A 15,039-nucleotide genomic window follows, 5' to 3' on the forward strand; every position below is an offset into this window, starting at 1 on the left:
GACTTCCCCGAAAGGAGCCGCTCCTTTGAAATATCTGAAATCATGCCTCGTCCTGCTGTTTCTTCTCGGCGCTTCGGCCGCCTGGGGCGCGCCCGACCGCGGCCAGGAACTGTTCGGCGTGTTCCTGCGCAACCTGGCGCCGGAAAAAGCCTATTTCCAGCTCAGCTCGGCGCCGCGCGAAAACGGTTACATCCCCTGGGGCTATTTGGAATGCGTCAACGCCGACGTGCGCGGCATGCGCATCCGTTCGCTGAGAATGGACTGCTTCGACGCCCAGGTGACGCCGCCGGCGCAGTGGGCGGGCATGGAGCATCCGCGCGTGGATTCCATGCTGGCCTGCCACGCCGAGGCGACCTTCACCGAGGACGACGTTAACGACTTTCTGCGCCGCCACGTTTTCGGCCACGAAAAAGAGTGGCAGAACGTCCGGGTGAAGATGAGCGCCGGCCGCATCAACGCCACGGCCTATTACCGCGCCGACCTGCGCCTGATGCGCCTCAAGATCCGGCTCGACCTTTCCTGCCGCATCGTTCCCCGCGGCACGGCGCTGTGGCTCGACGACATCCGCCTCAAGGTCAACAATCAGGAAGTTTCGGCGGGGACGGTCGAGCGGGCGCTGCAAAAGATCCAGCCCTTCATCGACATGAAAAAGTACAATCTGCCGCTGTACCTGAGCAAGGTCGAGTTCCGCGACGGTCAATGCTCGGTGCACAGCCGCATCCTCCCCAAGCCGCTGCCCGGCGGCCTGCGGTGGGACTACGCCGCTTCGCAGCCCGAAAAGAACGCGGCGGAAAAGCGGGCTTCTTGAAACGGCGCGGCCGCGCGCCGCTGAAAAACATAGAGCAGGGAGGTCTAAACCCATGAACTGGAACAATCAGGACGGAAACGGCCCCTTCGGCGGTTTTCCTTTCGGCGGGTTCCCCTTCGGCAACGGAGGTTCGGAACGCCGCGAACAGCGCCCCTCTTTCCCCAAAGTATCGCTGCCCTTCAGCAGGCGCACGCTGTTTTTGCTGGCGCTGCTGCTGGCCGTCGCCGTCGGGCTGCCGATGATCGCCTCGTTCCTCGCCGATTATTACTGGTACGAGGCCGAGCGCATCACGTCGGTCTTCTGGACGCGGCTGCTGCCGCAGTGGGCGCTGCTGGGCGTCTTTTCGGCCGTCGCCTTCGTGATCGTCTATCCCAATCTGCGCGCAGCGCTGCGCATCGCCCGCGGCATCCCCGGCGCGAACGACGTGCTTTCGCTGATCCTGAACCACAAATGGAGCCGCTGGCTGCCGCTGGCCGTCGGGCTTTTCATGGCCGTCAGCGCCGGTTCCGACTCCATGGGGCAGTGGCAGATGATCCTTCAGTTCGCGCACGGCGGCGCCTTCGGCGTGAAAGACGCCATTTTCGGCAACGACGTGGGATTCTACGTGTTCTCGCTGCCGTTCTGGAATTTTTTGCAGAACTGGCTCATGGATCTGCTGTTCAACGTGTTGGTCGTCTGCGGCGCGCTGTACGCCTTCCGCCTTTTCAGCGGCGCGCGCCTCGGCAGCGTCGAGATCCCCCGCCCCGTGCGCGCCCATGCGCTGACGCTCGGCGCCGTGCTGACCGCGCTCTGGGGGCTGTCGTATGTGCTGCAGCGCTATCTGCTGCTCTATAACCCCAACGGCGTCGTTTTCGGCCCCGGCTATACCGACATCCACGCCACGCTGCTGGCGCTGTCGGCGCTGGCCGCGCTGGCTTTCGCCGCGGCGGGGCTGCTGCTGTTCGCGATCAGGAGCAACCGCAGCTGGAAATTCATCGGCATCGTCGTCGGCATCTTCGTCGTCTGCAACGTGGCGCTGCGCGGGCTCTATCCCGAGCTGGTGCAACGTTATATCGTGGTGCCCAACGAGTTCGAGAAGGAAAAGGAATACATCAGCAACAACATCGAGGCCACGCTCCACGCCTACGGCATGGACAAGATCGAGACCAGCGAGATCACGCCCGACGCGGGGCTGACCGTCGAAGACGCGGCGGCCGATCCGGAGACGCTGGAGAACATGCGCCTGTGGGACTACCGCGCGTTGCTGCGCAGCTACAAGCAGCTCCAGGAGATCCGCAGCTATTACGATTTCTCGGCCATCGACATCGACCGCTACACCATCGGCGGCAAGATGCGCCAGGTGATGCTGGCGCCGCGCGAACTGGACCTGAGCGGCATGCAGAACCGCACCTGGGTCAACCAGCATCTCGAGTTCACGCACGGCTACGGCATCGTCATGAACGGCGCGCGCGAAGTGGGACAGAACGGGCAGCCCAACCTCTGGATCAAGGACCTGCCGCCGGTCAGCGCTGTGGATCTGCCCATCAGCCAGCCGCAGATCTATTTCGGCGAAAACCCGATGAGTTACGCCTTCGTCAAAACGTCGGTGAAAGAATTCGACTATCCCATGGGCGAATCCAACGCGCGCAGCACCTACGAGGGCGACGGCGGCGTGCCCATCGGCTCGCTGTGGCGGCGGCTCGTCTACACGCTGGCGTTCGGCGACTCGAAGATCCTCTTCTCCGACGTGTTCACGCCCGAGAGCCGCGTCATCTACGAGCGCAACGTCCGCGCCCGCCTCAACCGCGCCGCGCCGTTTCTGACCTACGATTCCGACCCCTACATCGCCGTGATCGGCGGCCGCATCGTCTGGATCGTCGACGCGTACACCACGTCGAGCCTCTATCCCTACTCGGAGCCGGTCGGCCACCGTTACCGCCGCGGACGGCTCACCGGCGGCATCAACTACATCCGCAACAGCGTCAAGTGCACCGTCGACGCCTACGACGGCCACATGAAGTTTTACGTCATCGACGAACAGGATCCCATCATCGCCTGCTGGCGGCGCATCTTCCCCAGCCTCTTCACGCCCGGCGGCGAGATGAGTTCCGAGCTGCGCGCCCACCTGCGCTATCCGCGCGACCTCTTCTCCGTGCAGGCCAACATCTACCGCACCTACCACATGGCCGACCCGAACACCTTCTACAACAAGGAAGACGTGTGGAACACGCTGCAGGGCGAGGCAAACGAGGGCACGCTGTCGTCGTACTACGTGATGAACAAGCTGATCGGCGAGAGCAAGCCCGAGTTCCTGATGATGACTCCGTACACGCCCGTGGGGCGCGACAACATGATCTCCTGGATGGCCGGCCGCTGCGACGGCGCCAATTACGGCAAGCTCGTGCTCTACCGCTTCCCCAAGCAGACGTTGATCTACGGCCCCAACCAGATCAGCGCCCTCATCAACCAGACGCCGGAGATCAGCGCCCAGCTCTCGCTGTGGTCGCAGCGCGGCAGCGACGTGATCCTCGGCCATCTGCTTGTGGTGCCCGTCAACAACTCGCTGCTCTACGTGCGCCCGCTGTACCTCAAGGCCAGCCAGAGCGACCTGCCCGAGCTCAAGCGAGTCATCCTCTCCAGCGGCGGGCACGTCGTCTGGGACGAGACGTTCGAAGGCGCGCTGGAAAAACTGCTCAACTATCGGCCCGGCGAGCAGGACGCCTCACTCTCGCTCCCGTCCGGTCAGACTCCGCAATCGGGCTCCCAGCCCGCGCTCCCCGCTGCCGGAGACAGCGAAATCCAGGCCCTGGGGCGTCAGGCGAAAAACGCCTGGGACCGCTCCCAGCAGGCCCTGAAAAGCGCCGACTGGAACGCCTACGGTCAGGCTATGGGCGACCTGGAAAAAAGCCTGAACGCGATGTTCCCCCAAGGGATCCAGTAGCGCTGTATTGTAGATAAAACGCAAAGCCTCGGCCCGTTCCGGTTCGCACTGATATGCTCCCCCCATGAGGGGCAGTGGGATAAATCACTGTCAATTATGGAGGGAGCATATCAATAATTGTATATTATGGCTATTCTTATAATATTGTTGTTGTAAATATCGTTTTATTAGAAACTATAAGACTCAGCTTATTCTCTTCTCGTGTTACATTTGGCTCGTACATCTAAAGTTATTTCTGTAACCTGAAGTGCGCATAAACTGCCTGCCATGTGCCATCGCTTTCAGGAAACTCTCTCCACTGCGCCCCGTTTCCAGCGATTCATATCATCACCCTGCCGTGGATCGTGTTTTGCTTGGACGTCCGTGTTGACCTGTTTGGGGCTGGTAACAAGATATCTTTGATCCAATCCCATTCGTTGTCGGTCAGTTCATATCCTCTTATTCCCCTCCTGTAGATAAGTTTAAATACTTCTAGATCTTTAAATAATACAGCATTTTAACAAGATCTAGGGCTTGTTTAAAAAACATTTCAGCTTGTATTATTTCAATAAAATAACACTGGCAGCGACAAGAACAAAAGCGAAAAACGAAGCGTCAAGTTTGTCATAGCGGGTGAAAATTCTACGGAACCATTTGATTTTCTGAAAGAAACATTCAACCAAGTGTCGTTCCTTGTAAACATGCTCATCTATAAACCACGGTTCGGGATTATCGCTCTTCGGCGGGATAGTGTAACTTCCCTCCCGAGAAGTAATGTACTCTCTGATGGCTTGCGAACCGTAAGCCTTATCGCCGATGACGTTGCTCCCTCTGATTTCCGCTTGCCCGAGCAAGGACACGGCATGGCGGGAATCGTGGTCATTGCCGGGACTGAGCAGGAGCGCCAGCGGATTGCCTAAACCATCTACTATCGCATGAATTTTCGTATTCTTGCCGCCTCTGGACATGCCAATCGCTTGAGCCCCTTTTTCCCCCTTCCGGGGTTTTCCCTCTCCCGTTGGCACTTTGATGTACTTTGCAGGACGTGGAGTCGATAGAGAGATTTTCCATGTCGGCATCAGCGCTTAGGGCGGCAAAGATCGCCTCGAATATTCCCCGCTGTTTCCACAGCCTGAAACGTGCGTAAACTGCCTGCCATTTGCCGTAACGCTCCGGAAGATCTCTCCATGGCGCTCCACTTCTGGCAAGCCACAGAATCCCATTGATGATCCTGCGGTTATCGTATTTTGCCGGGCGTCCACGTTGACCTGATTTCGGGTGTTCGGGCGGCAGCATTCTCTTGATTCGATTCCACTCGCTGGAGGTCAGTTCATATCTTCTCTCTTCCATGAGAAAAGTTTAAGCGATTGGATCGATTTAGGCAACTTTGACGTTTTTTAAACAAGCCCTAGTATGAGAAAGGAGGAATTTGCCTTGTCAGATTATCAGGTAACGCTTCTGGGTACCCCCAGTGTTTATCGAAACGAAGAGCTGGTTTGTTTCCCCTACCGGAAAGCAGAGGGGATCTTCTACTATCTCTGCGTAGAGAAAAACGCCAGCCGCGACGAATTGGTTTCTTTTTTCTGGGGATCCTGCGGCGAGGACTCCGGCCGGAAAAATCTGCGTCAGGCTCTGTTCCAGATCCGCCGCTGTCTGGGGGGAATGTTATTATTCTTCAAGGACGGAATGGGCTGAAGCTGAACCAACGGTGCGGCGTCCGGACGGACTGGGACGCGCCGGATCCGGAATTTGCTCTGTGTCAGGAGCGATTTCTGGACTTCTTCTATCTGAAAGGCTGTCCGGAATTTGAGGCTTGGGTAGAACGCAAACGGGATCTGCAAATTTCCCGTAGTCTGTCCTACATCGGAAATCAACTGAAGAACCCCGCCGTTTGCGAGGACGTTGCCCGGCTGCAGGAGCTGATCGGTATCTGGCAGTTCTGGAAGCCATGGGACGAGGAAATGGTTCTCACCGGCATGAAGCGTTTTGCTCAGGCAGAAAAATACGATCTGGGACTTCAGCTGTATCAGGAGTTTGTCAAGTGTCTTCGGGATGATCTGTCTGAATCCCCCTCCCACGCGGTGGAACTGCTGTACCGGACGCTGCTCCACCGGAAGAAAGTTTCCTTTCTCCGCAGACCTCGCGCCCATGATAATTTTTTTGGCCGTTTGGCAGAACTGCAGTATATCGATGAACGGATCTTCTGGTTTTTGAACGAGGAATCCACCGTCTCCGTGGTTATTGAGGGGGAAGTCGGCGTAGGCAAAACTGCGCTGATGCGGCAGATTTTAGAGATGAACCACGGTTTCGACGTACTGCAACTGTCCTCCCATTGTTATAGCGTGGAGGAGGAAATTTCCCTGAGCGCTTGGAGGAACCTGTTTGTTCAGTTGGAAAGTCTGTGTATCGCCGGGACGCTCCAATTATCCGCGCGCAGTCTTCAGTTGTTGCCGCTTCTGCTCTCCGGACGAATCAGCGAAGAAGACGACAACAGCGCCTGGACTTCCGCTGCACTGATCAACGGCGTATTGGGACTGTTCAAAGAACTGGTAAGTCAGCGAAAGGTCATTCTGTATTTTGACAGTCTCCAATGGATGGATTCTGTCAGTCAACAGCTTCTGCAGCGAATTATGATTGAATTCGGCAACGATCAAGTACTTCTTATTGCCACCTGTCGCACTGACGAGCAGAAGAACATTCTCGGGCTGTTGCTGGCGCTGCGGGAGCGGAATATCATTACCTCTCTGCCTCTTTCCCCTTTTACGGAGGAAGAAACCGCTGCTGTCATCTGTGAAGCTCTACAGAACCCCGGCACATCCAATACCCCTGATACTCACGAACTGTTTCTTCGCTCAGAAGGAAATCCTCTGGTGCTGATGGAGACTCTGAGCGTCATCCGCCAGGAAGGGTGGAAAAAAGGATTGCCCCTGCCCCGGCTTGACATGCTGATCCAACTGCGGCTGAACCGTCTTGATGCCCAGCAGCGCCGGGTTCTGGATGCTCTGTCCATCCACTTTGAGCATGCAAATCTGGAAGACCTGGAACTTCTGACCGGCATTTCCTCTAAAGAGCAGATCGAATTGTTGGACCAGTTGCTGGCCGCCGGGTTCATCGTGGAGCAACCCTGGGGCAGCGGTATTGTTTATAAATTCAAGCACCAGTTTTACAAGGACTATGTTTACCAGAATCTCTCCATGGGAAAACGTCGGCTATGGCACGCTACTGTCGCAGAATTCTATGACAAGCAGAAAACCGGCGACCGTTGGTGGATCTTGCTTCCTTATGCCATTCGGCATTATGAATACGGCGGGAATCCGAAGCGGGCAGAGGCTCTGCAAAAACTCCAGAATGAGCGGAAATCATAAATCCTCTGAATCCATCTGTGAATAATTATTGTCTCTGAACAAACCGTCCACAGGCTTTTTCATTATAAGAGCCTGTGGACTTTTTATTACATTGTCAGAAAACAAACGTAGAAATTAACGTAATTTTAACGCTTCAACGCTACACTGAAAATGCGTTTGGCACCAAACAATATCCTTAAATTCTTGAAAAGGAGGAGGAACTAAAATGACCCCTGAAGAAAAACGAATGCTGGAAATCATTGATGAGAACAGGGACAAAATTCACAAGATTGCCAAAAAGATCTGGGAATTCAAGGAAGTCGGCTGGGAAGAATTCCAGTCATCCACCCTGTTGATGAACGCGCTGGAAAAAGAGGGCTTTGAAGTTCAACGGGGCCTCACTGGAAAGCATCCAAAATTCAATCAGGACGTGGACATGCCTACCGCCTTCAAGGCCGTGTTCAAGGGGAAGGAAGAAGGCCCCGCCATCGGTCTGATGCTGGAGTACGACGCTCTGCCCAACGGGCACGCCTGCGGTCATAATCTGATCGCCGCCGCCGGCTTCTCCGCCGCATTGGGCCTGAAAGAGGCATTCGCCCCCGTCGGATCTGTCATCGTCTACGGCACCCCCGCCGAGGAATTGGAGGGTTCCAAGCATTACATTCTGGAAGGCGGCTACATGGACGAGGTGGATCTAATGCTGGCCAACCACTATGGCGCCGACTGGTGCTCGGAAGTGACCGGCAAGGCCATCGTCTGGCCAACCCATGATAACTGGCTTACCTTCAAAGGCCGTACTGCCCATGCCTCCTCCGCTCCCCAAAAGGGCCGCAGTGCTTTGGATGCAGTGATTCTGACCACTGTGGGCTTGGAATTCCTGCGGGAACACATGTTGGAAACCAATCGCATCCACTATATCATCTCCAAGGGCGGCACGGCAGCCAACTCTGTTCCCGATCTGGCCACGCTGAATGTGGAACTGCGGAGCAACGACTCCGCCGAATTGAACTCCCTGATGCGACGGGTAGACAACATTATCAAGGGTGCCGAACTGATGACGGATACCACTGCCGTTTACAAGTGGGACGCCCCGTGGTACTGCGCCACTCCCGTTCCTTCTCTATACCATTACGCGGCGGAGTACGCTGCCGATTTGGGAATTGATTCCTCGCGCTTTACGTTCGGTAATCTGCCCAAGGCTTCCTCTGACTTGGGGTGTGTGGCCTATAAGATCCCTACGGTGGAAATTACCTTCCCCATTGTGCATGACGGTGAGCCTGTCCCCGTGGGACATGCGGACGAGACGGCTCTTCTGACCTGCAATGAGTATCCTATTGATCAGTGCATGCTGGCCGGTAAACTGATGGCCCTGACGGGCCTGCGGGTGGCTGGCGACCCAAAGAAGCTGGCGCATCTGAAAGCCGAGTTCGCCCAAAACTACCGCGAGTGATCTCCTTTGAGTCAAGCGGTAATCCAGAGTTCTCCGTCTAAAGTAAATGCCAAAATGTCAAATTACGAAAGGAGAGAGTAACATATGTCAGATAATATGAAAAATCTATCGTCCACAAAAGAACTGAAGCGTGTCCTTGGCTTCTGGGACCTGATGGCAGTCGGCATCGGTTCCATCATTGGTTCAGGTATCATGTCTCTGACCGGCTGGGGCATTGATGACACCGGCCGAAGCATCTGCATCGCTTTCGTCGTTGGCGGTCTCATCGCCATTTTGGCCCGCTCCCCTCAGATCTTTTTGAACTCGGTGGCTCGTTACAGAGGCGGCGACTATTCTATGGTCGGCACCTTCCTGGGGCCCCGCTGGACCGGTACCTACTCTATGATTGCCCTGCTGACCAGTGTTACACTGTCCATGTACGCCCTTTCCTTCGCAGACTACGCCATGCCCTTCCTGCCTGCCCTCACCCGAAAAACTATTGCATTGGGCATACTGACACTGCTTTTTATCACCAACACTTTCGGCATCAATGCATTTGCTAAAGTCCAGAATCTGGCCGTGATATTTCTGGTCATTTCCCTGACCATCTTCACGGCTGTCGGGCTCACTAAGCTGGACGGCAACTACTTCGACCCCGCCAGCTTTATGACCCGCGGATTTATGGGGCTGTGGCAGGCTTCTGTCCTCATGAGCTACACCTGTGACGGCGCCCAGTTTGTCACTCAGATGAGCGGCGAAGCCAGGAATCCCACTCGCGACATTCCCCGGGTCATGCTGTTCTCCACTCTGGGTGTTTCCGTGTTCTACGGTTTGATTGGCATTGTGGCCGCCGGAGTGCTGCCTATCAATCAGGTTGCCGGTCAACCTCTGAGCGTCGTGGCTTCTGCGATTCTGTCCAAGCCCCTATACTACTTGTTCTGCATCGGCGGCGGTTGGATGGCCCTGCTGACCACCCTGAACAGTTCCATCGCTACCTGTACCAAGCCCCTGATGCAGGCCTGCAACGACGGCTGGTATCCCCGCTCTCTGGCCCGTTTGCATCCCAAGTACCGAACTCCCTTGATTTTGCTGGCTTTCTATTATGTGGTTGGCTTTGTGCCCATCGCTTTCAATATTAATATCGGCATCATCAGCAATATCACTATTACCGTAGGTGCCATCACCAAATCCATGATCGTGCTGTGCCTATGGAGAATGCCCAAGGTGCTGCCGGAAGTCTGGAAAAAGTCCGACTTCCATATCAGCGACGGTGCATTGAAAACGCTATGCATCGTAGATCTTCTGGTCATTGTTGTCTCCGGCGTCACTTCGTCCTTTAAGCTGCCCTTGTCTCTGTTGTTAGGCAACCTGGGCGTGGTCGCCTTCGCCTTTCTCTTCGGCAGTCTCCGCTACAAGAGCGGCAAGGTCAAAGTGGAGAACAGCTATGAGTTATCCTGACGCATTCTGATTCCGCGCTGCATTTCATACTCCGCAGGCTGCCAGTTGCATTCCGTTCGCAAATTTCATGCGGTTTAGGTACGTGATTTAAGCGTTCCGAAGAAGTTTCCCATCGATGAATTATCGTAGGAACTGTTTCTATTGGGCATTGACGGCTGAAAGTGGCATTCTTGATCCAAGTTCTAATATTGTACCGCGACTCCTGGTCACTGTGGAGTGCGAGTCTATCAGTGACCTTTTCGTTTTTTAAGCTTCGCAGATCGTATCGGTCACAGGAGAAGCCGTCATGTTCGTGCTGATTCTGTACCCCCTACTATCTTGCCGCAGAGGTCAATGACGGTGCATATATTCATCCCCTTTTACCAGATATTCTGCATTTGAATATTTTCTTGTTAATACGAAAGACCTTCTGCCGTAGATTTCATTCTACTGCAGGAGGTCTTTTTGTTCTTAGGTATACAATCCAAGTGCAACGGGAAATAAAAGAAACATTGAACCTCGAGTGAGGACGAAGTATTCACAAGGACAGTGCTGCCGATGGACAGTGCTGCCGATGGGTTGCTTTTCCGTAAAGCGAGATGCGGCTCGGATCAGAACATCAGGTGCATGAACGCCGCCGTGATGGGGATGGCGATGAAGGTGCGCTCAAAGAAGCAGATTACGAGATCGCTCAGCTTGAGAGGCAGTTTGGAAGCCAGCATGACCATGATGGTCTCCGAGAAGAAGATGATCTGGCAGATGGAAACCGTGGTGACCATATAGCGCGCCTTGATGGAAAGCTCGCCTGCCTTGTCGGCGATGAGCATGACGGGCAGGAACATCTCGGCGATGCCTACGGGCAGCGAAGGCGCAATGGCTTCGGCGTCGGGAACGGCACAGAGTTTGAGAACGGGAACGAAGATCTTGCCGATCCACTGAAACACCGGCGTGTAGGTGGCGACGATCAGCCCGAGGATGCCCACGCCGGCCAGAAGCGTCAGGACTTTGGGATACACCGTCATGGCGTCGAGGACGCTGTCCCTTATTTCCGGCAGAAGTTTTCCGGCCGTATAGGCTTTTTTCTCGGCGCGCTCGAAGCCTTTGGCGATCAGGTTGCCCGTGCCGCGCTGGGCCAGGATCTCCTCCTCGGTCTGGGCGCACCCATCGGCGTAAACGCTGCGTTTGTTCCGCAACGGCGGCAGGCGGCAGATGACGGCGCTGATCATCAACGTGATGACCAGTGAGCAGAAATAGACGCGCAGGAAGTAGTCGCCCAGCCCGGCAGTTTTAATGACCATGTAGGCGAACCCCACGCTCACGGCGGAAAAGCCGGTGGCGATCAGGTCGGCTTCTTTCTCGGTGTACATGCCTTTGCGGTACTGCCGGTTGGTGATGAGCACGCCCACCGACGAGGAACTGACGAAGGAAGCGATACAGTTCACCGCGGCGTATCCGGGAACCTTGAACACGGGGCGCATCAACGGCTCCATGAGCGTTCCCACCATGTCCACCAGACCGTAGTTCAGCAGGAACGGCAGAAACACGCAGCTCACCGGAATGATCCACGCCACGCCGACGACGATGGCGGGCACGGCGGTGCCGCCGGTGGCGGAGCCGACGATGAACTCCGGCCCCGCGAAGCCGGGGATCGTGGCGTCCATCGTGTAGATCAGCGTAAACACGCCGCCCATCAGGTAAAACACGGGATAGATGAAGGATTCGCTGCCGTAATACCTGCGCAGCCTCGAGCCTTCGGGCGCGAAGAACTTGCCGTAAACGCTGAGGATACCATTGAGCGCGATGATGATCGTGATGCCCCAGAGCCCCGCGCTGCCCAGCGCGCTGATGAAGTAGTTGTAGATATGGCCGAAGGGCACGTCGCTCTTGCCGTTGACGGTGATGTTGACGAAGAAGACGAAAATGGCGACCGCCGAAAAAAGAACGGCTTTCAGCGCGCCGACCGCTTTGCTCCGCAAGGAAAGTTCCAGCCGGTCCACCAGCAAGATGTCGTTGAGGTTCAGCGACGCGCGTTCTTCCGCGGAGAGTTTGTCGTAGAGGATCTTGTCAGAGTTCATGGATTCCTCCCTCCCGACTTATTTGCCTTCCTTCCGATTTTTCTGAAGAGCGAGGATGGAGAGGAACTCGAAGACGATGTTGGCCGCCAGGTAGGCCGTGATCTCGCCGTGATCGTAGGCGGGAAGCACTTCGACGATGTCGAATCCCGCGAAGTTGACCGTCGTCAGCGCCCGCATCAGCGTCAGGGCTTCCAGCGACGTGAATCCGCCCACTTCCGGCGTGCCCGTCCCCGGCGCGTAAGCGGGATCGACGAAGTCGATGTCGAAAGTGAGGAACGCGGGCTTGTCACCGACGCGCTCCTTGATGGCGTCGATCAGCGCATCCAGCCCCATCTCGCGGATCTTGTGGGCGGGGATCAGTTTCATGCCGAGATCGGCGGCCATCTTATGCTCGTTGGGATCGTAAAGCGAGCCGCGCATGCCGACCTGGATGCAGCGCGAAGGCTCGATGAGCCCCTCTTCGAGAGCACGGCGGAACGGCGTGCCGTGGTTGTATTTCTCGCCGAAAACTTCGTCGCAAAGGTCCGAATGCGAATCGAAATGGATCAATCCTACGGGGCCGTATTTCTTTGCGACGGCGCGAAGCTCGGCCAGAGTGATGGAGTGATCGCCCCCGAGCACGATCGGCAGGGCCCCGTCGTTCAGGATCCCGGCGACGCCCGCCTCGATCGCCGCGTAGGAAGGATGGATGTAACCGGGCACGATGGGAAAATCCCCCAGATCGCCGCCGGTCAGGGAATCCATGATGTTCACCTGCTGTATCACATTATTGGGCTTCATCATGCAGGAGATGTTGCGGATCGCCGAAGGCCCGAAACGGGAGCCCGATCGGAAGGAGCTGGCGGTGTCGAAAGGAGCGCCGGCGACGGCGAAGTCGAGTCCCTTGGCGTTCTGGACGCGGGCCATGCGCATAAAAGTTCCCATGTTGCAGAAACGAGGCGAAGAGAGCGCGCTTGCAGGCTGATTGGACATAAAATATTCCCCCTATGATTTTTGGATGGGTTTCACTGACGCTCAGAGTACCGGTCTCTCTGTGTCTTCACGATATCATGGGTCTTCGTTTTTGTACTTATACCGAAAAAATAATGACCTATATCGCTCACCAGTCTTAAAATTATTTATAAAAAAGTCATTTATAGATTTACGTCATATTATCGAAAAAAGATGTGCCTCAATAGACAAAGTGCCGGACGATCTATCCTGAAAACGTTATAATTTATCAGCTAATTCATATGTCCCTTTCTTCTTATTAAAATGATAAACTGCTTTTATGAGAGAAATCGTATTCACCGGCGGTATGTTGCGGCTCAAACGCAAAAGGAGGTGACAGAATGAACCTGAAGCAACTGGAATACGTGATCGAAATCAGCAAGTGCGGTTCCATCAACAAGGCCGCCCAAAACCTTTACGTGGCACAGCCGTCGCTAAGCACCTCTATCAAGCAGCTGGAACAGGAACTGAAATTCAACGTATTTCGGCGCAAGAACTCTGGCATAGAGCTTACATCCGAAGGCAAAATGCTGCTGCTGTCGGCCAAACTCATCATCTCTGAGGCAGAGCGCATCCGACGCATTCCCCTTCTTTTCGACAGCCAGAAGAACTTCTCCATCTGCGGCACGTGGTCGTCGCTGCTCATGTGCAGCTTCATGCAGTTCCGCAACGAATTCCCCGAAGCCTCTCTGCAGGACAACATCAAAGAGACCAGCATCCGCCAGGCCATTCGCGACGTGATGGACCAGACCTACCGCCTCTCCATCGTTTCCTGCCTCGACAGCCGCCGCAGCCTCTATCACTTGGAAATGCAGAAGTATCATATCAAGATGACGCCTTTGGCCGTCAATGTACCTCCCGTAGCCGTCGTTTCCATGAACCATTACCTGAGCCGTTTCCGTGCCGTCACCACCGCTCAGCTCAAAACCTGCCCTATCGTCGCTTACGACACCTTCAACAGCGATGACTGGCTTGGCGCTTTCGGACTCGACAGCAGCTGCGAGATACTCAACATCTTCGACCGCGGCGCCCTGCAGGACGCCATCCGCCATAACTACATCGCCATCCTGCCCATGGATCCCGATCTAGAACAGAGCATCCCCAACATCGTCATGCGCCGCATCTCCAACGGCCCCATGTCCAGCATTTACATGCTGCACCAGATTTCCTATCCGTTGAACCCGCGCGAGAAAAAATTCATCGCCCGCTTTCAGGCCCGCTTGGACTCCATCTACGGCAGCCGGGCGCGATAGGAACCTTCCCGACGGAGAAAAGCGCCGCCCCTCTTGGTTTCGTGCGAAATCGAGAGGGGCGGATCGTTTACTCTTACCAATAAGCGTTTGAATTGCCTGCGGTAACTTCGTCCGCGCAGATTGTTCCGCATAGGATGAGCTATGTGAAAAGACGCGGCGTTGAGGAGTGTTTTTCGGCCGTAAGGGATACGGGGCCCGGAGTGCGGAAAAAAGGTTGACATGAGTGTATAGTGGCTATATACTTTCGCCATGATGGACATGAAATTTAAAAACAAGTCAAGACTCAGTTATGTTTTTCTGCGGATTGTGAGCAAAACCATGGATATCGACAAGAAAGCCCGATATTTCGGGACCGACCAGCCTCTCTACGAAGCCGAGATCCACATGCTGAAGGCGGTCAAGGAAAACGAGGGGATCCATGTCACGGGGCTGGCCGATATGCTGGGCGTCACCAAGGGCGCTGTTTCTCAGACTCTGATGAAGTTGCAACGCAAGGGGATGATCGTCAAGGAAACGGATCCCGCCAATCTGTCGCGGCTGACTCTCAAATTGACGCAGAAAGGAAAGACGGCTTACCTGAGCCACGAAGAGCTCCATCGGAAATACGAGAAAGTGTTCAGCGATATCCTTGCGGATTATCCGGAGGCGAACAAAGCTTTTTTGCGGAGCTTTTTCAGTATGCTCGAGGAAAAGCTTGACAAGTTTATGGAATGAAGAAGCGGAAGTTTCCGCTTTCCGAAAAACTTTTTGAAAAGCAGAGAGCGATTGTTTTTAGCGAAAGAGTATAGTAGCTATACTCTTTCG

10 protein-coding genes are annotated in these 15,039 nt (G+C 55.3%); 7 read left to right on the forward strand and 3 right to left on the reverse strand.

Annotated features, from left to right (window positions below; translation table 11 throughout):
- Positions 1-25: 25 nt before the first annotated feature.
- Both RAH42_RS11850 and RAH42_RS11855 read left to right on the forward strand, forming a co-directional pair.
- Positions 26-808 (forward strand): hypothetical protein, encoded by a 783-nt coding sequence (locus RAH42_RS11850; protein ID WP_120372736.1) that lies wholly within the window; start codon positions 26-28, stop codon positions 806-808.
- A gap of 52 nt (positions 809-860) precedes the next feature.
- On the forward strand, positions 861-3,728 hold the full coding sequence (locus RAH42_RS11855; RefSeq protein ID WP_120372737.1) for a UPF0182 family protein: 2,868 nt from the start codon (positions 861-863) through the stop codon (positions 3,726-3,728).
- 539 nt (positions 3,729-4,267) lie between these two features.
- Here RAH42_RS11855 and RAH42_RS11860 read toward each other — a convergent pair.
- Positions 4,268-5,057 (reverse strand): IS5 family transposase gene (locus RAH42_RS11860; RefSeq protein ID WP_317539589.1). Its coding sequence is split into 2 segments (ribosomal slippage): positions 4,268-4,687 and positions 4,689-5,057, totalling 789 coding nucleotides; the frame shifts between segments, so codons are not numbered across the junction.
- A 146-nt stretch (positions 5,058-5,203) separates the two neighbouring features.
- Between RAH42_RS11860 and RAH42_RS11865 the strand changes: the two genes are divergently transcribed.
- The 3 genes from RAH42_RS11865 to RAH42_RS11875 all read left to right on the forward strand — a co-directional run bounded on the left by RAH42_RS11865 (position 5,204) and on the right by RAH42_RS11875 (position 9,938).
- Positions 5,204-7,072: an AAA family ATPase gene (locus RAH42_RS11865; protein ID WP_317539590.1), complete on the forward strand. Its 1,869-nt coding sequence runs from the start codon at positions 5,204-5,206 to the stop codon at positions 7,070-7,072.
- Positions 7,073-7,277: 205 nt separating this feature from the next.
- Positions 7,278-8,501: an amidohydrolase gene (locus RAH42_RS11870; RefSeq protein WP_078014987.1), complete on the forward strand. Its 1,224-nt coding sequence runs from the start codon at positions 7,278-7,280 to the stop codon at positions 8,499-8,501.
- Positions 8,502-8,585: 84 nt separating this feature from the next.
- The gene (locus RAH42_RS11875) at positions 8,586-9,938 is read left to right on the forward strand and encodes an APC family permease (RefSeq protein ID WP_199674778.1); all 1,353 of its coding nucleotides are present in this window, start codon (positions 8,586-8,588) and stop codon (positions 9,936-9,938) included.
- 590 nt (positions 9,939-10,528) lie between these two features.
- Here RAH42_RS11875 and RAH42_RS11880 read toward each other — a convergent pair.
- Both RAH42_RS11880 and speB read right to left on the reverse strand, forming a co-directional pair.
- Positions 10,529-11,992: a nucleoside recognition domain-containing protein gene (locus tag RAH42_RS11880; RefSeq protein WP_317539591.1), complete on the reverse strand. Its 1,464-nt coding sequence runs from the start codon at positions 11,990-11,992 to the stop codon at positions 10,529-10,531.
- An 18-nt stretch (positions 11,993-12,010) separates the two neighbouring features.
- A complete protein-coding gene (gene speB / locus RAH42_RS11885) occupies positions 12,011-12,964 on the reverse strand; it encodes an agmatinase (RefSeq protein ID WP_317539592.1) in 954 nt (317 codons plus the stop codon).
- Between the two features lie 359 nt (positions 12,965-13,323).
- On the opposite strand from speB, the gene RAH42_RS11890 reads away from it, so the two are divergent.
- The gene (locus RAH42_RS11890; protein WP_317539593.1) at positions 13,324-14,235 is read left to right on the forward strand and encodes a LysR family transcriptional regulator; all 912 of its coding nucleotides are present in this window, start codon (positions 13,324-13,326) and stop codon (positions 14,233-14,235) included.
- A 306-nt stretch (positions 14,236-14,541) separates the two neighbouring features.
- On the forward strand, positions 14,542-14,949 hold the full coding sequence (locus RAH42_RS11895) for a MarR family transcriptional regulator (RefSeq protein ID WP_317539594.1): 408 nt from the start codon (positions 14,542-14,544) through the stop codon (positions 14,947-14,949).
- Positions 14,950-15,039 lie beyond the last annotated feature (90 nt).

It is taken from the genome of Pyramidobacter sp. YE332, from assembly GCF_033060595.1.
GTDB lineage: Bacteria > Synergistota > Synergistia > Synergistales > Dethiosulfovibrionaceae > Pyramidobacter.